The 20672-nt window shown below is 67.0% G+C and carries 19 protein-coding genes; 4 read left to right on the forward strand and 15 right to left on the reverse strand.

Annotated features, from left to right (window positions below; translation table 11 throughout):
* Positions 1-2 precede the first annotated feature (2 nt).
* Both M4578_RS02010 and M4578_RS02015 read right to left on the reverse strand, forming a co-directional pair.
* A complete protein-coding gene (locus tag M4578_RS02010) occupies positions 3-230 on the reverse strand; it encodes a GTA head formation protein, RCAP_rcc01685 family (protein WP_258091760.1) in 228 nt (75 codons plus the stop codon).
* Positions 223-1413: a phage portal protein gene (locus M4578_RS02015; protein WP_258091761.1), complete on the reverse strand. Its 1191-nt coding sequence runs from the start codon at positions 1411-1413 to the stop codon at positions 223-225. The genes M4578_RS02010 and M4578_RS02015 overlap by 8 nt, the downstream gene beginning before the upstream one ends.
* 226 nt (positions 1414-1639) lie before the next feature.
* On the opposite strand from M4578_RS02015, the gene M4578_RS02020 reads away from it, so the two are divergent.
* Positions 1640-2119, forward strand: a complete 480-nt coding sequence (locus M4578_RS02020; protein WP_258091762.1) for a GNAT family N-acetyltransferase — start codon at positions 1640-1642, stop codon at positions 2117-2119.
* 50 nt (positions 2120-2169) lie between these two features.
* On the opposite strand, the gene M4578_RS02025 is transcribed toward M4578_RS02020, so the two are convergent.
* From M4578_RS02025 to M4578_RS02050, 6 genes are all read right to left on the reverse strand, one after another.
* Positions 2170-3516, reverse strand: coding sequence for a DNA-packaging protein (locus M4578_RS02025; protein ID WP_258091763.1), 1347 nt, complete (start codon positions 3514-3516; stop codon positions 2170-2172).
* Positions 3452-3766, reverse strand: coding sequence for a hypothetical protein (locus M4578_RS02030; protein WP_258091764.1), 315 nt, complete (start codon positions 3764-3766; stop codon positions 3452-3454). Before M4578_RS02030 ends, M4578_RS02025 begins: the two co-directional genes overlap by 65 nt.
* 393 nt (positions 3767-4159) lie before the next feature.
* The gene (locus M4578_RS02035; protein ID WP_258091765.1) at positions 4160-5593 is read right to left on the reverse strand and encodes an NAD(P)(+) transhydrogenase (Re/Si-specific) subunit beta; all 1434 of its coding nucleotides are present in this window, start codon (positions 5591-5593) and stop codon (positions 4160-4162) included.
* Positions 5594-5609: 16 nt separating this feature from the next.
* Positions 5610-7184 carry a Re/Si-specific NAD(P)(+) transhydrogenase subunit alpha gene (locus tag M4578_RS02040; RefSeq protein WP_258091766.1) on the reverse strand — a complete coding sequence of 525 codons (1575 nt, stop codon included), beginning with the start codon at positions 7182-7184 and terminating at the stop codon, positions 5610-5612.
* A gap of 132 nt (positions 7185-7316) precedes the next feature.
* On the reverse strand, positions 7317-7772 hold the full coding sequence (locus tag M4578_RS02045) for a methyltransferase family protein (RefSeq protein WP_258091767.1): 456 nt from the start codon (positions 7770-7772) through the stop codon (positions 7317-7319).
* A gap of 106 nt (positions 7773-7878) precedes the next feature.
* The gene (locus tag M4578_RS02050; RefSeq protein WP_258091768.1) at positions 7879-8826 is read right to left on the reverse strand and encodes an MBL fold metallo-hydrolase; all 948 of its coding nucleotides are present in this window, start codon (positions 8824-8826) and stop codon (positions 7879-7881) included.
* A gap of 133 nt (positions 8827-8959) precedes the next feature.
* On the opposite strand from M4578_RS02050, the gene kynU reads away from it, so the two are divergent.
* A complete protein-coding gene (gene kynU, locus M4578_RS02055; RefSeq protein WP_258091769.1) occupies positions 8960-10153 on the forward strand; it encodes a kynureninase in 1194 nt (397 codons plus the stop codon).
* 211 nt (positions 10154-10364) lie between these two features.
* Here kynU and M4578_RS02060 read toward each other — a convergent pair whose 3' ends face one another.
* Positions 10365-10907, reverse strand: a complete 543-nt coding sequence (locus M4578_RS02060) for a TetR/AcrR family transcriptional regulator (protein WP_258091770.1) — start codon at positions 10905-10907, stop codon at positions 10365-10367.
* Positions 10908-11042: 135 nt separating this feature from the next.
* Between M4578_RS02060 and M4578_RS02065 the strand changes: the two genes are divergently transcribed.
* The gene (locus tag M4578_RS02065; RefSeq protein WP_258091771.1) at positions 11043-11501 is read left to right on the forward strand and encodes a (2Fe-2S)-binding protein; all 459 of its coding nucleotides are present in this window, start codon (positions 11043-11045) and stop codon (positions 11499-11501) included.
* A gap of 4 nt (positions 11502-11505) precedes the next feature.
* Positions 11506-13740, forward strand: coding sequence for a xanthine dehydrogenase family protein molybdopterin-binding subunit (locus M4578_RS02070; RefSeq protein ID WP_258091772.1), 2235 nt, complete (start codon positions 11506-11508; stop codon positions 13738-13740).
* Between the two features lie 174 nt (positions 13741-13914).
* Here M4578_RS02070 and M4578_RS02075 read toward each other — a convergent pair whose 3' ends face one another.
* The 6 genes from M4578_RS02075 to M4578_RS02100 all read right to left on the reverse strand — a co-directional run bounded on the left by M4578_RS02075 (position 13915) and on the right by M4578_RS02100 (position 20608).
* Entirely contained in the window at positions 13915-14457 is a 543-nt protein-coding gene (locus M4578_RS02075; RefSeq protein WP_258091773.1) for a flavodoxin domain-containing protein, read from the reverse strand.
* Between the two features lie 79 nt (positions 14458-14536).
* Positions 14537-15313 (reverse strand): gamma-glutamyl-gamma-aminobutyrate hydrolase family protein, encoded by a 777-nt coding sequence (locus M4578_RS02080; protein WP_258091774.1) that lies wholly within the window; start codon positions 15311-15313, stop codon positions 14537-14539.
* Positions 15314-15378: 65 nt separating this feature from the next.
* Positions 15379-15807, reverse strand: a complete 429-nt coding sequence (locus M4578_RS02085; protein WP_258091775.1) for a GlcG/HbpS family heme-binding protein — start codon at positions 15805-15807, stop codon at positions 15379-15381.
* A 152-nt stretch (positions 15808-15959) separates the two neighbouring features.
* On the reverse strand, positions 15960-18104 hold the full coding sequence (locus M4578_RS02090; RefSeq protein ID WP_258091776.1) for a malate synthase G: 2145 nt from the start codon (positions 18102-18104) through the stop codon (positions 15960-15962).
* A 126-nt stretch (positions 18105-18230) separates the two neighbouring features.
* The gene (locus M4578_RS02095) at positions 18231-18614 is read right to left on the reverse strand and encodes a hypothetical protein (RefSeq protein WP_258091777.1); all 384 of its coding nucleotides are present in this window, start codon (positions 18612-18614) and stop codon (positions 18231-18233) included.
* 185 nt (positions 18615-18799) lie between these two features.
* On the reverse strand, positions 18800-20608 hold the full coding sequence (locus tag M4578_RS02100; RefSeq protein ID WP_258091778.1) for an ABCB family ABC transporter ATP-binding protein/permease: 1809 nt from the start codon (positions 20606-20608) through the stop codon (positions 18800-18802).
* Positions 20609-20672: the final 64 nt, after the last annotated feature.

Consider the following 20672-nt stretch of genomic DNA (forward strand, 5'->3'; position numbering starts at 1 on the left):
GTTCACGGGGCCACGCTCATCAGCCCGACAAAGGCTTGCGCCAGGATCACCCCGGCCACCCCGTAGACCGCCAGCCACAACCGTTTTTCCAGCCGCTCGATCAGCCCCTCGATCCGGTCGAGCCGCCCGTTCAGCGCCTCGACCTGCAAGCGGCTCACCCGCTCATGCGCCTCCAGCTTCAGCGCCGGCGCGCAGGCAAAGGGTTCGTATTCCAGCTTGCGCTCACTCACCCTCGCCGCCCTCCGGCAGCGCGGGCAGGCCCAGCATCCGGCGCTTCTCGGCGGCGGTGAGGAAATCGGCCCCCGCGACGCGCGCCCATTGCGCATCGCGCTCGGCGGCCAGCGCCGGCACCTGGTCGAGATCGGGCGACAGCGCCACCTCCTCGCCCAGATGCGCCGACAGCCACCGCCCCACCGCCGCCGTCACCCGTGTCGCCAGCGGCAGCACGGTGAGCCGGTAGAAGGCGCGATGCGCCTCCTGGTAATTCGCGAAGGTCGCCTCGCCGGGGATCCCCAGCAGCATCGGAGGGACGCCAAAAGCCACCGCGATCTCGCGCGCCGCCGCCTCCTTGGTCTTCTGGAATTCCATATCCGAGGGCGAGAACCCCATCGGCTTCCAGTCCAGCCCGCCCTCCAGCAGCATCGGCCGCCCGGCATTGCGCGCGCCTTGGTGCAGGCTCTCCATCTCGTCGCGCAGTCGCTCGAACTGATCGTTGCTCATCGCGCCCTGCCCGTCGGCACCCGTCCAGACGATGGCGCCCGAAGGCCGCGCTGCATTGTCGAGCAGCCCTTTCGACCAGCGTGACGCGCTGTTGTGAACATCCACCGCCTGTGCCGCCGCCTGCATGGGCGAGAGCCCGTAGTGATCGTCCTGCGGATGAAACGCCTTGATATGGCAGATCGGCGACACCGCGCCGGTCACGTCGAACCGGTGCCGGCGCGCATCCACCATATAGTCATAGGCCACCGGCCAGCCGTCCTCCCCCGGCACCAGCCGCATCCGGTCCGAGCGCAGCACATGCAGCTCGGCAGGGGCGCCCGCGCCATCGTTCACCGCCTCCACATAGCCATCCCCCGACAGCAGCAAATGGCCATAGAGCGCCTCGAACAGCTCCGCCTTGCCCTGCGCCGGGTTCGGCGCCGTCACCAGCGACAGGATCGGATGGCTGGCGTAGCGCTGCATCTCGTCCTGCAACACCAGCGGCAGCGCGGCGGCGGCCTCGGCGATCAGCTTCACCGCGCGGAACCCCACCGGATTGCCGGCAAAGCCCGCCCGCGTCAGGGACCCGGTGTCTCGCGGGCTCCACGCCACACGTCCGGCGCTGGCATAGGCCATGACCGGCCCGGTGGCCGAGGCCTTGGCCTCGGGCAAGCGCGCCGCGTCCCGGCCCTTTCGCAGAAATTCGAATACCATCGCCTGACGCTCCTTCATCCGTTCCGGCCCGGGCCGCCGGGGCCCGCATCGCGTTCGAAAGAGACCCTATGAAGAGAAGGTTAAAACGCTCTGCCGGCACCGCGCGCGACACGCGCAACGCCTCGGTACCGGTGAAAGGCAGCTATGCGCTCAACGCCCTAGCTCCGCTGCCTCGCGCCGGTTACGCTCCCGCAATCACCCCACCGAAGCTCCCGAGACACCCTGAATGACCGCCACGCCGACGATCGACCTGCGCCCTTTGCTCTCAAAGGATGCGGCCGTCGTGGCCGAGATCTTTCTCGACGCGGTCCTGAACGGCACCGCCCGCCACTATACCGAGGAGCAGCGCCGCGCCTGGGCCGGCCCGCGCCCCGACCCCGACCGCTGGTGCGACCGCATCGGCGCCTCGGTGGGGCTCATGGCCGAACGCAACGGCGTACCGGTGGGCTTCATGACCCTGGTGGCGCCGGATCACATCGACCTCGCCTTCGTGCGCCCCTCCGCCGCCGGCGAAGGCATCGGCGCGCGGCTGCTCGAAGCGCTCACCGCCATCGCCCGCGCCAGCGGCGCGAAACAGCTCACCTCCGATGTCAGCAAAGCCGCGCGCCCGTTTTTCGAACGCCACGGCTTCGAAGTCCTGCGCGAGCAATCGGCAATCCGCCGCGGCGTCGCACTCATCAACTACAAGATGCGCAAGCCCCTGTAGGGTGGGCAATTTGCCCAACTTTATCGCGGGCGGTGGGCAAATTGCCCACCCTACAGCACCCTCAACGCCGGCCGCTTCCAGCCCTGCATCGGCGCCACCACCAGCTCGGTCAGCGCCCAGACCAGCGCGTCCACCCGGTCGGGCGAACCCTGCCCCTGAAACCCCGCCGCCGTCATCAGCCCCATCTGCTCCTCGAGCGCGGCAAAGCCCCCCGCATGCCCCACACGCCCCTGCTCGTAGAGCGCCGCCACCGGCTCCGCCCGCGCCACCTTGCCCCGCGTCGCATGCACCTGACGCAGCGCGATCTGCGGCGCCACCTGCCGCAGCACCGTCTCCACCATGGCACCGCCCTGGTTGACCTCGGCCACCACCCGGTCCGCCTGCCAGCGCTCATAGGCGGCCACCGCCGCCTCCGCCCAGCCCGTGGGCGAGACGCCCTGCACCGTCGCATCCTCCAGCACAACCGCCCGCCAGCCCTGCGGCGGCCCCTCGCAAAGCACACCGGCCACCACGATCCCGCAGGCATCCGAGGTCTTGCCCGCCCCCGCCGGCGGATCTACCGCCACCACGATGCGGTCAAACCGCTCCGGCACCGGCAGCCCCTGCGCCCGGTCCAGCATTTCCGCCGTCCAGAGCGCCCCGTCCACATCCGAGACCAGCACCCCGTCCAGCTCCTGCCGCGCCAGCCGGGTGTTGCCGTAGCGCGCCCGCACCTCCTCCAGAAACGACGCCGCCAGATTGGCGCGGTTGACCTCGGTCTTCGCCCGCGTCACCACCGTGCTCTCCAGCGCCAGCAATTCCTTCAGCACGCCGACATTGCGCGGCGTCGTGGTCACGCAGACCTGCGGCCGCTCCCCCAGCCGCAGCGCGAATTGCAGCATGTCCCAGGTCTCACGCGCCTTCTTCCACTTGGCCAGCTCATCGACCCAGGCGGCATCAAATTGCGGCCCGCGCAGCGCCTCCGGATCATGCGCCGAAAACACCATCGCCTCCGCCCCGTTCGGCCACACGAGGCAGCGCCGCGTTGCCTGCCACTCGGGCCTGCGGTCCGGCGGCGAACAGGCCAGCAGCCCGCTTTCACCGAACACCATCACCTCGCGCGCCTGATCCAGCGTCTCGCCCACCAGCGCCACGCGCCGACAGCGCCCCGGCGACAGCGGCAAAGCCCCTTCCACGCAGGCGCGCACCCATTCCGCCCCGGCCCGCGTCTTGCCGGCGCCGCGCCCGCCCATGATCACCCAGGCGCGCCAGTCGCCCTCAGGCGGCAATTGATGCGCCATCGCCCAGAACTCGAAGAGAAAGGGGAGTGCCAGGCACTCCCCCTCCGTCAGCTCACTCAGAAACCCCTCCCGCACCGCAGCACCGGCGGAGGCGAGCCATGCGGCACCCGATCTCATCGCGCGCCCGTTCGAGATCCAGAGCCCAGTCTCCGGCAATCCCCTTCTGTTTTCGTCTGACATTGGCGATCTGCGCCTCCGTTTCATGCGACGCCCTCATCCAGTAGCGGACATCGCTCATCAGCTTGCCCGCCTCGGTCTTGGACACCTCCTCCCCGTCTTCGATCTGCGCCTTGAGGCGTCTGATTTCCGCGCCGAGCTCCTGAAGAACGCCGACGATCCGGTCGCGCTCGTCTTCGAGTCGCGACATCTCCTCTTCGAGATGGATAAGGATCATGCTCGATACCTTTCTTGCCTGTGGGTCTCCGCCCGAGGCAGCAGGACAGATGAAGACATCGAAATACGACTGCCGGGGGCCTGTCCCCGACGCCGTCCACCCATTTGTCCAGCATGGCAAAACTCTACCCGCGACCGCGCGCCCCGTCAAATTCCGGCACCGTGCGCCGCCCCACAACACCCTGTTAATACTTATAAATTCCTCATTAACCCCCAGAACTCCGCCGGTTCATCTTTCGTAAAATACTCCCGCCGGAGGCATCCCACAGCGGCCAGATGCCCGCAGGCAAGAAAAAGGCGCGCCCCCGACCGGAGACGCGCCTCGCCCGTAGGGTGGGCAATCCTGCCCACCGCTTTTTTCAGAGGCTCACTCGACGCGGTTGAGCAATTCGCCGAGGGAGGCTTTTGCGTCGCCATAGAACATCCGGGTGTTCTCCTTGTAGAAGAGCGGGTTCTCGATGCCGGAATAGCCGGTGCCCTGGCCGCGCTTCGACACGAAGACCTGCTTGGCCTTCCACACTTCCAGAACCGGCATCCCCGCGATCGGAGAGTTCGGATCTTCCTGCGCCGCCGGGTTCACGATGTCGTTCGAGCCGATCACGATCACCACATCGGTGTCCGGGAAGTCCTCGTTGATTTCATCCATTTCCAGCACGATGTCATAAGGCACCTTCGCCTCCGCCAGCAGCACGTTCATATGCCCCGGCAGACGCCCCGCGACCGGGTGGATGGCAAAGCGCACCTCCTTGCCCTTCGCCCGCAGGCGCCGGGTCAGCTCGGCCACGTTCTGCTGCGCCTGCGCCACCGCCATGCCGTAGCCCGGCACGATGATCACGGAATCCGCATCCTCCAGCGCCGCCGCCACGCCGTCGGCGTCGATCGCCACCTGCTCGCCCTCGACCTCCATCGCCGGGCCCGTGGTGTTGCCGAAGCCGCCCAGGATCACCGACACGAAGCTGCGGTTCATCGCCTTGCACATGATGTAGGACAGGATGGCCCCCGAGGAGCCCACCAGCGCGCCGGTCACGATCAGCAGGTCGTTGCCCAGCGTAAAGCCGATGGCCGAGGCCGCCCAGCCCGAGTAGCTGTTCAGCATCGACACCACCACCGGCATGTCGGCGCCGCCGATGCCCATGATCAGGTGGTAGCCGATGAAGAAGGCCAGCAGCGTCATCAGACCCAGCGCCCAGAAGCCCGCGCCGTTCACGTAGAGCACCAGCAGCAGCAGCGACAGCGCCGCCGCAGCCGCGTTCAGCATGTGCCCGCCCGGCAGCTTCGTCGCCTTCGAGGTCACCTTGCCCGCAAGCTTGCCGAAGGCGATGACCGAGCCGGTGAAGGTCACCGCGCCGATGAAGACCCCGAGGAACACCTCGACCTTCAGGATCGCCTGCTCGACGCTGTCCTTATGCGCCAGAACCCCGGCGAACCCGTCGAGCGCCTCTTTCTGCTCGGGGCTCATCGCCAGCACGCGGCCCAGCTCGATATGGGCGTTGAAGCCGATGAACACAGCGGCCAGACCCACGAAGCTGTGCAGCGCCGCCACAAGCTGCGGCATCTCGGTCATCTCGACGCGCTTGGCGACGAACTGGCCCGCAAAGGCCCCGGCGGCGACCATCACCAGCAGGATCAGGTAATTGCCCATCCCCGGCCCGAAGACCGTGGCAACGACCGCCAGCGCCATGCCGGTGATGCCGTACCACACGGCCCGCTTGGCGCTTTCCTGGCCCGAAAGCCCCCCAAGCGACAGGATGAAGAGCACGGCAGCCGCGATGTAGGCGGCGGAAACGATACCGATCGACATGATCTCTCCCCCTCGCTCAGGATTTCTGGAACATGGCAAGCATCCGGCGCGTGACCAGGAAGCCGCCGACGATGTTGATCGAAGCGATCAGCACCGAGATTGCGGAGAGCAGAACCACCAGCCAGCTGCCCGAGCCGATCTGCAGCAGCGCGCCGAGGATGATGATCCCCGAGATCGCGTTGGTCACCGCCATCAGCGGCGTGTGCAGCGAGTGCGAGACGTTCCAGATCACCTGGAAGCCCACGAAACAGGCCAGCGCGAAGACGATGAAATGGCTCATGAAGCTTGCGGGCGCAAAGGCCCCCACCAGCAGCATCAGCGCCGCGCCCACCGCAAGCAGCGTCACCTGGAACCTGGTCTGCGCCTTGAAGGCGGCCACTTCCCTGGCGCGTTTCTCCTCGGGCGTCAGCTCGGGTGCCTTCTCCTTGGGCTTCTGCGCCGCGATCGCCTTGGTCTTCGGCGGCGGCGGCGGCCAGGTCACATCGTGCTTGTGCGCGATGGTGGCGCCGCGGATGACGTCGTCTTCCATATTGTGATCGACCGTGCCGTTCTTTTCCGGCGTCAGGTCGGTCATCATGTGGCGGATGTTGGTGGCGTAAAGGCTCGAGGCCTGCGCCGCCATCCGGCTCGGGAAGTCGGTGTAGCCGACAATCGTCACGCCGTTCTCGGTGACGATTTTTTCATCTTTCACCGTCAGCTTGCAATTGCCGCCGCGCTCGGCGGCAAGGTCGACGATCACCGAGCCGCGCTTCATCGCGGCCACCATGTCCGGCGTCCAGAGCTCGGGCGCCTCGCGGTTGGGGATCAGCGCGGTGGTGATGACGATGTCCATCTCGGGCGCCAGCTCGCGGAACTTCGCCAGCTGCGCCTCGCGGAATTCCGGGCTCGACACAGAGGCATAGCCGCCGGAGCTCGCGCCGTCCGCCTGCTCTTCCTCGAAGTCGAGATAGACGAATTCCGCGCCCATGGACTCGACCTGCTCGGCCACTTCCGGCCGCACGTCGAAGGCGTAGGTGATGGCGCCGAGGCTGGTCGCGGTGCCGATGGCGGCAAGACCCGCCACACCGGCGCCGACGATCAGCACCTTGGCGGGCGGCACCTTGCCGGCGGCGGTCACCTGGCCGGTGAAAAAGCGGCCGAAATTGTTGCCCGCCTCGATCACCGCGCGGTAGCCCGCGATATTGGCCATCGAGCTCAGCGCGTCCATCTTCTGCGCGCGGGAGATCCGCGGCACCATGTCCATGGCGATGACCGACGCCCCCTTGTCGGCGGCCTCCTTCATCAGCGCCTCGTTGGCGGCGGGCCAGAAGAACGAGATCAGCAGCTTGCCCTCGGTCAGCCACCCGGCCTCCTCCGCGCTCGGCGGCTGCACCTTGGCGACGATGTCGGCCTGCGCCCAGAGCGCCTCCGCCCCGTCCACAAGCGTCACACCGGCCGCCTCATAGGCGCTGTCCGCAAACCCGGCATTCGCCCCCGCACCACGCTCCAGAAGGCACTCATAGCCCAGTTTCTGAAGCTGCAGCGCTGACTCAGGCGTCATCGCCACACGGTTCTCGCCAACCGAAAACTCCTTCGGCGTCCCTATCTTCACGTCTGTCGTCCCCCTTAAGGTTCCTGAGGCATTCTCTTTACGTTACGGCGCATGCCGACCAGGACCGTGTCTACAATCCAGACCGGCCGCTCACAACGTCGTCGCGACGGTTAATCACATCCCGGCATGAAATTAAAGCCACCGTCTCGTTTGTTGCGAATATTTCGCATATCGCGCAAGAAACTTTCGCTGCAACCGCAGCTCTTCGGGCTCGATAAAGCGTTTCTCGATTACCCAGACGAAGACCGGCAGCAGCGGCAGCGCCAGCACCGCATCCCAGAACAGGATGAAGCCCGCCAGAATCATCACGTCGCCGAGGTAGATGGGATTACGCGACCGCTTGAAAATGCCGTCGGTCACCAGATGCGCCGCCTCTTCATGCGGCAGGACGGTGGTGTGATGCCGCCGCATCTCGACCAGCGCCAGCCCCGCCAGAAGCACACCGCCGCCCACCAGCAGCCCGCCCAGCAGATCCGCCCAGACCGGCCCAAAGCTCAGCCCCATCGGAAACGCCTGCACCTGCCAGCGCGCCAGCGCCAGAAAGCCCAGCAGCCAAACCGGCGGCATATCGACCCATTTGCGCAGCATCGCGCACCGTCTCCTTCTTCTCGCCCCGGCCCGGACCGGGAGGGGCCGCGCCCCTCCCGCCAGTTTCATCCCCTTGCGAAGCCGCCCGCAAGGGCGAATGAGCGGCTCACTCCCATTCCATCTCCTCAAAGACCCGGCCCGCGTTTTTCGTTGCCAGTTCCTCGAACGTGTCGAGCTGCGCCCAGTTCGCCTGATCCACGTAATAGGCGCCGGCCAGATCGCCACCCTCGTCGATATGCACCCGGATCTTCGCCCGCAGATCCTTGAGGTAATCGGAGGTGTAGCGCGTCACCTGCGCCATATTGGTCGGATGTCCGTGCCCGGGGATCACATAGGTCGCGCCCAGATCGGTGAAGGGCCCGTCGAAAGTCTCGATCCAACAGCTCGTGCAGGTCTCGGCAAAGATCGGCGGCATGCGTTCGTGAAAGGCGATGTCCCCCGCAATCACGATACCCCATTGCGGAATCCACACCTGCGTGTCGCCCGGATCATGCGCCGGCCCCAGATGCAGCACCTCAAAGGTCACATCCCCCATCTGAACGGTCTTCTTGTCGGAAAAAGACAAGTTCGGCACCGAAACCACGGTGCCTTCCGCTTTGTCCCGGTTGTAATTCTGCATGCCCTGCAGAATGAAATCACCGTCTTTCTCGAAAACCTCGATGGCATCTTCATGGGCCAGAATATCTACGCCAAGTTCCGCCCAATAGGAATTGCCAAGCATTGCATGGCCTTGGCCGTTCTCGTTGATCACCAGCTTTACCGGCTGGTCGGTCACGGCCTTGATCTCGTCATGCAGCGCGCGCGCCAGCCGCGCCGAGGCGCCGCCGTTGATCACCACCACACCGTCTCCCGTAACAACGAAGCTCAGGTTGTTGTTATGACCGGAGTTTTCGTAAGTCGGCGGGGCCGTCGCCCCGATCGCGCTCCAGACATGGGGGATCACCTCCACCGGCTTGTTGTACAGCTCCGACTGCGGATATTGATCGGCAATATCCTCATGCGCCACGGCACTTCCCGCCAGCAGCATCGCTCCGATCGTCACTCCAAATCGCATGGTCGCTCCTCCCTATGGCTCGCGCGCGTGACATTCACAGATGCGAATAGGTATGGCAAGCAGCAATCCCGCCGCTTGCCCCCGCCGCGAAACCGCGTCAGGGTCTGGCGACGTATTTTTCCGGAGGAGCGTTTTGACCGATTTCGCCTGGACCCGTGACCAGTTCCACATCCCCCTCGGCCTGATCTATCTCGACGGCAATTCGCTGGGCCCGCTGCCCAAGGCCACCCCCGCGCGGATGGAGCGCATGCTCTCCGAGGAATGGGGTGAACATCTGATCGGCGGCTGGAACGCCTGCGGCTGGATGGATCTGCCGCGCCGGCTCGGCAACCGTCTGGGACGGCTCATCGGCGCCGAGGAGGATCACGTGGTGGTCGGCGACACGCTGTCGATCAAGGTGTTCCAGGCGCTCGCGGCGGCGCTGCAGATCTGCCCCGAGCGCCGGGTGATCCTGTCCGACCGGGGCAATTTCCCCTCCGATCTCTACATGGCCGAAGGGCTCATCCGCCTGCTCGGCGACCGTCACGAGCTGCGCCTCGTCGCCCCGCACGAGCTTGAGGACGCGATCACCGACGAGGTCGCCGTGCTGCTGGTGACCGAGGTCGATTACCGCACCGGCCGCCGCCACGACCTCAAGGCCCTGACCCGCCGGGCGCATGACATGGGGGCCGTGGCGGTCTGGGATCTGGCGCATTCCGCCGGTGCCCTGCCCGTCGATGTGGCCGCCGGCGGCGCCGATTTCGCCGTGGGCTGCACCTACAAATACATCAACGCCGGCCCCGGCGCCCCGGCTTTCATCTATGTCTCTCCCGAACATGTGGACCATGCCGATCCCGCGCTTGCAGGCTGGCTCGGCCACGCCGCCCCCTTCGCCTTCGAACAGGATTATCGCCCCGGCGAGGGCATCGAACGCATGCGCGTCGGCACCCCGCCGGTGCTGCAGATGGCCGCGCTCGACGCGGCGCTGGATGTCTGGGACCGGGTCGATATGGCGGCGCTGCGCAAGCGCTCGCTGGCGCTGACCGGCCTGATGATCGAAGAGGTCGAAACCCATTGCCCGGGGCTGAAACTCGCCACCCCGCGCGACAACGCGGCGCGCGGCAGCCAGGTCTCCTTCCGCTCCGAACACGGCTATCCGATCATGCAGGCGCTGATCGACCTCGGCGTCATCGGCGATTTCCGCGCCCCCGACATCCTGCGCTTCGGCATCAGCCCGCTCTATATCGGCGAAGAGGAGATCCGCGAGGCGGTCGAGGTGCTGGCCCGTGTCCTGCGTGGCGCGCTCTGGGACCACCCGAAATACCAGCGGCGCAAACCGGTGACCTGAGCGACGGCCCCGGGGCACCGCGATTTTGCGTATTTGGAAAGAGAAGAAACACACACCGGTCTGGCTTTCTTCTCTTCGGCAAATACGCCCTCCGACACCGGCCACCGGGAAAACCGCCCGCCCTCTGCGTCACGCCCGCCACAGGCGCGGAGACGGCGGCCCGACGGGCCGCAAGGCGACAGGACCTGCGCGCCGCAGGCGCCCCGCCGGATCAGGCCCGCAGCCCGCGCCCGATCATCCGCGCCAGCAGCCGCAGCCGTTCGGGATAGGCCTCGTAGGGCGGCCGCTTGGCGCCTTTTGCCGCCGCCAGCAGCGTCTCGGCCACCAGCGCCGGCGCCTCCTCGAGCCGCAGCCGCCCCGCGGCCGCCTCCCGTGTCAGCCAGGCGACGTAACGCTCGGCCAGCCGCGCCTCGCCCTCCTGAAACACATCGCCGCAGATCGCCGAGGTGCTGTCCAGAAGCTCCTCCCCATGCGGCGCGCGCAGCACCGCCGCAGGGATCGCCGCCGCGTGGCAGGCCAGCGCCGCCTCCAGAACCGCTTCCGGAGGGCCGGTCCGCGCCAGCGCCTGCGCCACCGCCTCGCCCAGCCGTGCATAGTAAAGTCCCACCAGCGCCCGCAGGATCGCCTCCTTGCCGGCGAAATGCATGTAAAGCGCCGGGCGCGACATGCCCGCCGCGCGCGCGATGTCTTCCATCGAGGTACGCCGATAGCCATAGGCCGCGAACTGCTCGAACGCGGCCTCCAGGATTGCCACCGCTCTTGGATCCGAACCGGGAAACGCTTCTGCCATGCCTGACGATCTGACAAAATTTTGCAATTTTGTCAATTGACGAACTGACAAAATTCGGAAAATCTGTCAGAAATCGAGTCAGCAAGGGGAGAGACGCCCATGCCAACCACCCTCACCGTCAACGGCACCGCCCATCGGGTCGATCTGCCCGAAGATGTTCCCCTGCTCTGGGTGCTGCGCGACGCGCTAACCCTCACCGGCACGAAATATGGCTGCGGCGTCGCCGCCTGCGGCGCCTGCACCGTCCATATCGACGGCGAGGCGGTGCGCGCCTGCCAGGTGGCGCTTGGCGATGTCTGGGGCGAAGTCACCACCATCGAGGGGCTGGGCACGCCCGAAAGCCTGTCGCGGCTCCAGCAGGCCTGGGTCGATCATCAGGTGGCGCAATGCGGCTATTGCCAGTCCGGCCAGATCCTGCAGGCCGCCGCCCTTCTTGCCGAGACCCCGCGCCCCAGCGATGCCGAGATCGACGCCGCCATGTCCGGCAATCTCTGCCGCTGCGGCACCTATCCCCGCATCCGCGCCGCGATCAGATCCGCCGCCGGAATGGAGGGCTGAGACCATGGCCAGCCTCGGAAAAATCGCCCGCCGCACGTTCCTCTTCGGCTCCGCCGCCATCGCCGGGGGCGTGGCGCTTGGCGTCTGGTATCTCAAGGCCCCCGCGCCCAACCCTCTGAAACCCGCAGAGGGCGAAACCAGCCTCAGCCCCTTCGTGCTGATCGACGGCAGCGGCGTCACGCTGATCGCGCCGCGCGCCGAGATGGGTCAGGGCGTGCACACCACCTGGGCGGCGCTCATCGCCGAAGAGCTGGATCTCGCCTGGGAGCAGGTCCGCGTGATTCACGGCCCGCCCGCGACCGCCTATTACAACGCCGCCCTCATGGCCGAAAACGCCCCCGGCCCGGCCTATGGCAAAAGCGCCTTCCAGCATGCGGTCGGCAAGGCCATGGGCACGCTCGGCAAACCGCTGAAGATGCAGGTCACCGGCGGCTCCACCGCGATGAAGGACGGCTTCGAGCGCATGCGCGCCGCCGGCGCCGCTGCCCGCGAGATGCTGAAAACCGCCGCCGCGCAGCGGCTGGGCGTCGATGTCGCAAGGCTGCGCACGGAAAACGGCGCGGTGATCGCCCCCGACGGCACCGTGCTCCCCTATGCCGATCTGGCCGCCGAGGCGGCAGGTATCGCCCCGCGCGAGGTGGTGCTGCGCGATCCCTCCGACTGGAAACTTCTGGGCCGCGCCCTGCCCCGGCTCGACATGGTGGCCAAGACCACCGGCACCGCGCAATACGCCATCGACATGCGGCCCGAGGGGCTGAGATTCGCGGCCCTCCGCATGTCGCCCAGGCGCGGCGCGATGCTGAGCTTCGACGCCACTCAGGCGCAGGCCATGCCGGGCGTCGAAAAGATCGTCGATCTGGGCGACGGTGTCGCGGTCATCGCCTCGAACACCTGGCTCGCCATGCAGGCGGTGAACGCCATCGACGCCGATTGGGGCCCCGCCCCCTATCCCGAAACCTCCGAGGCGATCATGGCCGAGATCGCGGCCGCCTTCGACAACACCCCCGACAGCACCCTGCGCGACGAGGGCGATGCCGACACGCTCCCCGCAGGTGCCACCGAGGTCACCGCCGAATACCGCGTCCCCTTTCTCGCCCATGCGACGATGGAGCCGCTCAACGCCACGGCAAAGATCAGCGCCGAGGGGCTCGAGATCTGGTCGGGCAACCAGCTCCCCACCTTCGTGCGCCGCGCCTGCGCCGAGGAAGCCGGGCTCGACGAGACGCGCGTCACCGTGCACACCACACTGATGGGCGGCGGCTTCGGACGGCGCGGCGAGCTGGATTTCTCGGTGCTCGCCACCCGCGTCGCCATGGCCCTGCCCGGAACGCCGGTCATGACCACCTGGTCGCGCGAAGAGGACATGACCCAGGATTTCTACCGCCCCGCCGCCATTGGCCGCATGCGCGGCGCGGTCCGCGACGGCACGGCGGTCTTGCTCGACGCCGCCGTGGCCGGCCCCTCGACCGCGCGCCCGGCGCTCAAGCGCTGGATGGGCTTCGCCCCACCCGGGCCGGATCAGGTCCATGTGGAGGGGCTCTGGAACCAGCCCTACGCCATCCCGAATATCCGCGCACGCGGCTATATCGCCGCCGATCTTCAGGTGCCCGTGGGCTTCTGGCGCTCGGTCGGCAACAGCTACAACGGGTTCATCCATGAAAGTTTCATGGACGAGATGGCCCATGCGGCGGGCGCCGACCCGCTGGCCTTCCGCCTGGCGCTGGCCCGCAAGGCCTGGGGCCCCGCCGCCGCCTGCCTCGAGGCGGTCCGCGAGATGTCCGGCTGGCCCGACAAGCCGCAGGGCACCGGGCGCGGCGTGGCGCTCTGCTTCAGCTTCGGCACGCCGGCGGCCTGCGTCGTCGAGGTGGCCGACGAGGATGGCGCCATCCGCCTCACCCGCGCCTGGATCGCGGCGGATGTGGGCGTGGCGCTCGATCCCGGCATTCTCGACCAGCAGCTTGTGGGCGGGCTGGTCTACGGGCTCTCGGCGGCGATGATGGGCGAGATCACCTTCGCCGACGGCAGGGCGGAGCAGCAGAACTTCCCCGATTACGACGCGCTGCGCATGGGGCAGATGCCCGTGGTCGAGACCCGCATCCTCCAGACCCAACGCTGGATCAGCGGTATCGGCGAACCGGGCACCCCGCCCGCCGCCCCGGCGCTGGCCAATGCGCTCTTCGACCTGACTGGAGAACGGCACCGGACGCTGCCGCTCAACCGCTCGGTCTCTTTCGTCTGAGACCGCCCGACAGCCGCTTGCGCACTCCCGTGCGCAAGCGGTCGGCGCCTTAGCCCAAGCGCTCGCAGCTTGCCCGCCAGCATCGCAAAAGAATGGCCAATACCGGCGCCAAGGGCCTCGCCTTTGCCGCGCTGCCCGTCCCGTACAACCAGAGGAAAGGCCACAAAACCGGCCTCAGCGCTGCTCCGCCGCACTCCGCGCCCAGTCGTCCACCGCCGCGCCCAGCGCGCCCCAATCGGTATATTCCCGGTCGCTCTTCGGATCGACCTTCTGGCCCTGCTGTGCCGCGATCCAGCGCATCGCCCAGGTCCGGAAGAAATCGTATTCGGAAAACCGGAACGCCCCGGCGACATGTTCGATGCGCCCCGGCGTCCAGCCGGCCTCGTCGAAGCTCTCGCGCGCGATGGCGCGCAGCTCCTCCCAATCCTCGGGCGCCTGCCCCGCCGCGGCCAGCGACACCTGCAAAAACAGCGTCGGCCGCTCGGCAAGCGCCCCGGCCTGCGCCCGCGCAAAAGCGATCAGCGCCGGCTGGAGCTTGCCCACATGCACCGAACCCGCCAGCACCGCCGCATCGAAACGCGCGGCATCAAGCCCCTCGGCATCGGCAACGTTCAGCAGTTCCACCGTATGACCGTTCCCCGCGAGCCGGTCGCTCACGAAGCGGCAGATCTTCCGGGTCTGCCCCTCGGTCGTGGCATAGGCGACAAGAATACGCATGATCCGACCCCCTCTGCGATACGAGGCGCAGCCTATACCATCGCGGCCGCCGGCGCCTTGCGCTGGCGCAAAGCGCCGTTCAGGCGGAAATGCGCTGCGGGCTGCGCTTGCAGCCGGCCCAGGCGCGCACGGCCTCGCCGAAGGCCTCGAACAGCGGGCGCGAGACCGGATCGTTCGCCGCATCCCACTCCGGATGCCACTGCACCGACAGGGTGAATCCCGGCGCCCCTTTCACGCAGATCGCCTCGGGCGTACCATCGGGCGCAAAGCCCTCGATCTCGATCCGCGCGCCGGGCCGCTTGATCCCCTGACCGTGCAGCGTGTTGGTCATCACTTCGCTGGCGCCGAAGAGCTTGTGGAACACCCCGCCCTCGGTCAGCGTCACCTTGTGGCGCAGCGCGAATTTCTCTTCCAGCGTGCCGTCGGGGGGCATGCGGTGGTTCATCCGCCCGGGCAGATCGCGGATCTCAGGGTAAAGCGTGCCGCCCATCGCCACGTTCACCTCCTGAAAGCCGCGGCAGATGCCGAGGAAAGGCTGGCCGCGCTCGACACAGGCACGCACCAGCGGCAGCACGATGGCATCCCGCGCCCGGTCGAAATCGCCATGCGCGGCAGTGGCCTCCTCGCCGTATTCCTCGGGGTGCACATTCGGCCGCCCGCCGGTCAGCAGGAAGCCGTCGCAGACCTCCATCAGCTCCTCGACGCTGACAAAGCGCGGATCGGCGGCCACCAGCAGCGGCAGGCATCCGGCGACGCAGGCCACCGCCTCGGTGTTCATTTCCCCGCCCGCATGGGCGGGATAACTGTCGTTGATCAGGTGGTGATTGCCGATGATGCCGACGACCGGGCGGGCCATGGAAACCTCTTTTCGCTGCTGCTGCACTGCAACATAGTGCATCGCCCGGCAATCCGAAAGATGGCTCAGACCTCGGGCACCAGCCCCGCGGCCTCGACGCCCGCTTTCCCGGCAGCCGCGTCATTGTCCGACGTGTCGCCGGTCACCCCCAGCGCCCCAAGCACACGCCCCTTGGAATCCTTGACCAAAACGCCCCCGGGAACCGGAATGAGCGCGCCGCCATAGGCGCCGTTGGCGGCGGCGATGAAATAGGCCTGTGCTTCAGCGCGCGCCATCTGTGCACTGCCCGGAATGCCCAGCATGACAGCGCCATAGGCCTTGCCATGGGCGATCTGAAAGCGCCCCGGGCTCGCCCCGTCCTGCCGCTCGAAGGCGATGACATTGCCACCCGCATCCAGCACCACCACCGAGAGCGGGTTCAGCCCCAGCGCCTTGCCCGTCTCCAGCGTCTTGCGGATCATCACCCGCGCCCGGCTCAACGAAATCCCGGCCATTTCCATCTCCCTTGTTTCTTCTCTTTCCAAATACGCCTCTTGCGCGGGCCGCAGGCCCGCGCCCCCGGCGACGCGGCACAGCCGCGGCGCAACTTCTCAGCGCCCTTCCAGGGCGACGCGGCAAAGCCGCGGCGCAACCCCTCAGCGCCTCTTCAGCCGGCCTTCAGCTCCAGCCGCCGGCGATGCAGCACCGGCTCGGTATAGCCCGAGGGCTGCACCCGCCCCTCGAAGACCAGATCGCAGGCCGCCTTGAAGGCCACCCCGTCAAACCCCGGCGCCATCGGTCGATAGGCCGCATCGTCCGCGTTCTGCCGGTCCACCACGGCAGCCATCTTCTTCATCGCCGCCATGACTTCCTCCTCGGAAACCACGCCGTGATGCAGCCAGTTCGCCAGGTGTTGCGAGGAAATCCGGCAGGTCGCCCGGTCCTCCATCAGCCCGACATCGTGGATATCCGGCACCTTGGAGCAGCCGACACCCTGATCGACCCAGCGCACCACATAGCCCAGGATGCCCTGCGCGTTGTTCTCGATCTCCTCGCGAATCTCACCGTCCGACCAGTTGGCGCCCGTGGCCACCGGGAAGGTCAGCAGATCCTCCAGCGTGCCGCGCGGCCCCCCGGCGGCGATCTCACCCTGACGCGCCAGCACATCCACCTTGTGGTAATGCAGCGCGTGCAGCGTCGCGGCGGTGGGCGACGGCACCCAGGCGCAGTTGGCGCCCGATTGCGGATGGCCGATCTTCGCCTTCAGCATGTCGGCCATCAGATCCGGCATCGCCCACATGCCCTTGCCGATCTGAGCCTTGCCGCGCAGCCCGCAGGCCAGACCGATATCGACATTGCGGTCCTCATATGAGGCGATCCAGGCGGTGCCCTTCATATCGCCCTTGCGGATCATCGGACCCGCTTCCATCGAGGTATGCATTTCGTCGCCGGTGCGGTCGAGGAAGCCCGTGTTGATGAAGGCCACCCGATGCTTCGCCGCGCGGATGCATTCCTTGAGATTCACCGAGGTGCGGCGCTCCTCGTCCATGATACCGAGCTTGACCGTGTATTGCGGCAGCCCCAGCGCGTCTTCGACAAAGGAGAAAATCTCGTCGGCAAACGCCACCTCTTCCGGTCCGTGCATCTTGGGCTTCACCACATAGACCGAACCGCAGACCGAATTCCGCGCGCCCTCCGTCTTGTCGAGATCGCGCTTGGCGATGAGCGTGGTCACCATCGCGTCCATGAGACCTTCATGGATCTCCGAGCCGTCTTCGAGCAGGATTGCCGGGTTGGTCATCAGGTGACCCACATTGCGCACCAGCATCAGCGCGCGGCCCTTCAGCACCAGTTCCGAGCCGTCGGGCGCGGTATAGCTCCGGTCATCGTGCAGGGTGCGGGTGACGGGTTTGCCGCCCTTCTCGAACGTGTCGGCGAGATCGCCCGCCATCAGCCCCAGCCAATTGCCATAGGCCAGCGCCTTGTCGGCGCCATCGACGCAGGCGACCGAATCCTCGCAATCCATGATCGCGGAAACCGCCGCCTCCATCAGCACATCCGCCAGCCCCGCCGGATCGGTCTTGCCGATGAAATGGGCGCGGTCGATCACCAGCTCCACATGCAGGCCGTTGTTGCGCAGCAGCACCGCCTCGGGCGCCTCGGCAGCCCCGCGATAGCCCGCGAATTGTGCCGGGCTCTCCAGCGGCTTGCCGGAGACCCGCAGCGTGTCGCCCACAATGGAATAGCCGTCCGCACCGGCATGGCTGCCGCCCGCCACCGGGAAGGTCTCGTCGAGAAACGCCTTGGCCCGCGCCACCACCTGCGCCGCGCGATCCATATCGAAGCCGCCGCCCGAGGGCAGCGAGCCCAGAGCGTCTGTGCCGTAATAGGCATCGTAGAGCGAGCCCCAGCGGGCATTGGCCGCGTTCAGCGCGTAGCGGGCATTGGTGATCGGCACCACAAGCTGCGGACCGGGCACGGCGGCGAATTCGGGATCGGTATTGGCGGTCTCGATCTGGAAATCCGGGCCCTCGGGCACGATATAGCCGATCTCCTCGAGAAAGGCGCGATAGGCGGCGGCATCGTGCGGCTGGCCCTTGCGCGCCAGATGCCAGGCGTCGATCTGCGCCTGAATCTCCTCGCGCTTTTGCAGCAGCGCCGCGTTGCGCGGCCCGAACCCATGCGCCAGTTCCGACAGCTTTTCCCAGAACACCGCAGGGACCACACCGCTGCCCGGCAGCGCCTTGTTTTCGAGAAACGCGAACAGAACGGGGTCGATCTGCAACCCGTTGCGGGTGATGCGGTCGGTCATGGCAAGCCTCCAGGCGGAATCGGGATACCCGCTCCGTCTAGGGAAGTTTCCGATCGGAAACAAGTGCGGTCAGATTATTTGACCAATTTCCCGCCACCCTCCGCTTGCCGAAGCGGCAGGCCGGTCTCAGCCGGCGCCTTCCGCAATCACGACCCGCGAGATGCGATCACCTGTCCCGAACACCCGGACATAAACATAGAAATGTCTCGATCCGCTGCGGATGCGCGCGCCGGCATCGGCATAGTAAGACCGGTCATAAGCGCATTTGCCCGCGATCCTCGCCCGCCGTTCGCTCGTGTTGAAAAACGGATCGCCGCCATCGCCCTGTTCGCGATTGCCGAAACGGTGCCAGTTCGCGCGGTCCTGCTGGACGATGGCACAAAGCTCGTCCAGCCTTTGGCCACGCGAGTTCCAGGCATCCGCCGGCCCCAGCAGCGTGAAATACTCCACGATCAGGGACTCGGCGCGCACGGATGCCGGCGCACACAGCAAGAAGGCGGCGGCCAGCACGGAAAGACTTTTCTTCATCAAACGACATCCCCGGAAAACCCACGACGCAAAGCCTAGGCCCCGGTCGGCGCCCTGTCACGATCAAACCGGTCTGCGATGACCATTCCAAGACAAAGACCGGCCAGACGCGCCAAATCTCTTGCAAAGAGATTTGCAAATTTTTCCCCGAAAAATTTGCCCCCGGCTCAGGCCGCGTCGCGTTCGGCCTGCTGGCGCGCCCAGAGCTGCGCATAGCGCCCCTGCCGTGCCAGCAGCGCTTCATGCGTACCTTCCTCGACCACCTCGCCCTTTTCCAGCACCACGATGCGGTCGGCGTCGGCAATGGTGGACAGCCGGTGCGCGATGGTGATCACCGTCCGGCCCTCGCCCGCGCGTTTCAGCGCGGTCTGGATCTCGGCCTCGGTCTCGGTATCCAGCGCCGAGGTCGCCTCGTCCAGAAGCAGAATCGGCGGATTCTTCAGCAGCGTGCGCGCGATGCCCACCCGCTGCTTCTCGCCGCCGGACAGCTTCAGCCCGCGCTCGCCCACCTGGGTGTCGTAGCCTTCGGGCAGGCTCTCGATGAAATCGTGGATCTGCGCCGCCTTCGCCGCCGCCACGATCTCGGCCTCGCCGGCCCCGTCGCGCCCATAGGCGATGTTGTAGCGAATCGTGTCGTTGAACAGCACCGTGTCCTGCGGCACCACACCGATGGCCGCGTGCAGGCTGTCCTGGGTCACCTCGCGCAGATCCTGCCCGTCGATGCGGATCGCCCCGCCCGCCACATCGTAAAAGCGGAAGAGCAGCCGCCCGATGGTGGATTTCCCCGAGCCCGAAGGCCCGACCAGCGCCACGTTCTGCCCCGCGCCCACGGTGACGGAGACGCCCTTGAGGATGGGCCGCTCGGGATCGTAGGCAAATACCACCCCGTCCAGCTCGACCACCCCGCCGGTCACGGCGATGGGCCTGGCCCCGGGCTTGTCGGTCACGTCCTGCGGCTGATCGAGCAGATCGAACATCTGGCCCATGTCCACCAGGCTCTGACGGATCTCGCGATAGACCGTGCCGAGGAAGTTCAGCGGCATGGTGATCTGGATCATATAGGCGTTGACCATGACGAAATCGCCCACGGTGAGGCTGCCGTTCTGCACCCCCAGCGCCGCCATGATCATCACCGCGACCAGCCCGGAGGTGATCAGGAAGGACTGGCCGAAGTTGAGGAAGGCCAGCGAGGTCGTCGTCGTCACCGCCGCCGCCTCGTAGCCGCGCATCGCCACGTCATAGCGCGCCGCCTCGCGCGCTTCGGCATTGAAATATTTCACCGTTTCGAAGTTCAGCAGCGAGTCGATGGCCTTCTGGTTGGCATCGGTGTCCTGCTCGTTCATCTTGCGGCGCAACTGCACGCGCCATTCGGTGACCTTGAAGGTGAACCAGACGTAGAGCGCGATGGTGACGGCCACCACCGCCAGATACCAGACATCGAACAGATAGAAGAGCACCGCGCCCACCAGCAGCAGCTCGATGATCAGCGGGCCGACACTGAACAGCATGAAGCGCAGGAGGAACTCCACCCCCTTCACCCCGCGCTCGATGATCCGGCTGAGCCCACCGGTCTTGCGGGTGATGTGATACCGCAGCGAAAGCTGGTGAATATGGGTGAAGGTCTCGAGCGCCAGCCGCCGCAGCGCCCGCTGGCCGACCCGGGCGAAGATCGCGTCGCGCAATTGCTGGAACCCCACCGTGGTCAGCCGGGCGAGCCCATAGGCGACGGTCAGCCCCACGGCGCCCAGCATCAGGTCCGGCACCTCGCCGGACAGGCTGTCGACCGCGCGTTTGTACAGGATCGGCGTGCCCACCGCGATGAGCTTGGCCACCAGAAGCAGCACCATCGCGATCACCACGCGGCGTTTCACCCAGGCCATGCCGTCGGGCCAGAGATAGGGGCCGACGCGGCGGATGGTGCGCCAGCCCGAGCGGCGTTCCTCGCGGGCGATCTCGGCGGAGCTGTCGGGGGGCATGGCGGATCCTCTTGCGGCGGCGGTCAGCGCCACATAGACCGGACGGCCGCCGGGTGCCAGAGGG

Source organism: Salipiger pentaromativorans, from assembly GCF_024721115.1.
GTDB classification, from domain to species: domain Bacteria; phylum Pseudomonadota; class Alphaproteobacteria; order Rhodobacterales; family Rhodobacteraceae; genus Salipiger; species Salipiger pentaromativorans.

Excerpts from the sequence above, each read along its gene's own strand:
- M4578_RS02015 (WP_258091761.1), bottom strand. The coding sequence starts at position 1,413 with ATGGTATTCGAATTTCTGCGAAAGGGCCGGGACGCGGCGCGCTTGCCC.
- M4578_RS02020 (WP_258091762.1), top strand. The coding sequence starts at position 1,640 with ATGACCGCCACGCCGACGATCGACCTGCGCCCTTTGCTCTCAAAGGAT.
- M4578_RS02025 (WP_258091763.1), bottom strand. The coding sequence starts at position 3,516 with ATGAGATCGGGTGCCGCATGGCTCGCCTCCGCCGGTGCTGCGGTGCGG.
- M4578_RS02030 (WP_258091764.1), bottom strand. The coding sequence starts at position 3,766 with ATGTCGCGACTCGAAGACGAGCGCGACCGGATCGTCGGCGTTCTTCAG.
- M4578_RS02035 (WP_258091765.1), bottom strand. The coding sequence starts at position 5,593 with ATGTCGATCGGTATCGTTTCCGCCGCCTACATCGCGGCTGCCGTGCTC.
- M4578_RS02045 (WP_258091767.1), bottom strand. The coding sequence starts at position 7,772 with ATGCTGCGCAAATGGGTCGATATGCCGCCGGTTTGGCTGCTGGGCTTT.
- M4578_RS02050 (WP_258091768.1), bottom strand. The coding sequence starts at position 8,826 with ATGCGATTTGGAGTGACGATCGGAGCGATGCTGCTGGCGGGAAGTGCC.
- M4578_RS02065 (WP_258091771.1), top strand. The coding sequence starts at position 11,043 with ATGCCAACCACCCTCACCGTCAACGGCACCGCCCATCGGGTCGATCTG.
- M4578_RS02070 (WP_258091772.1), top strand. The coding sequence starts at position 11,506 with ATGGCCAGCCTCGGAAAAATCGCCCGCCGCACGTTCCTCTTCGGCTCC.
- M4578_RS02075 (WP_258091773.1), bottom strand. The coding sequence starts at position 14,457 with ATGCGTATTCTTGTCGCCTATGCCACGACCGAGGGGCAGACCCGGAAG.
- M4578_RS02080 (WP_258091774.1), bottom strand. The coding sequence starts at position 15,313 with ATGGCCCGCCCGGTCGTCGGCATCATCGGCAATCACCACCTGATCAAC.
- M4578_RS02085 (WP_258091775.1), bottom strand. The coding sequence starts at position 15,807 with ATGGCCGGGATTTCGTTGAGCCGGGCGCGGGTGATGATCCGCAAGACG.
- M4578_RS02090 (WP_258091776.1), bottom strand. The coding sequence starts at position 18,104 with ATGACCGACCGCATCACCCGCAACGGGTTGCAGATCGACCCCGTTCTG.
- M4578_RS02100 (WP_258091778.1), bottom strand. The coding sequence starts at position 20,608 with ATGCCCCCCGACAGCTCCGCCGAGATCGCCCGCGAGGAACGCCGCTCG.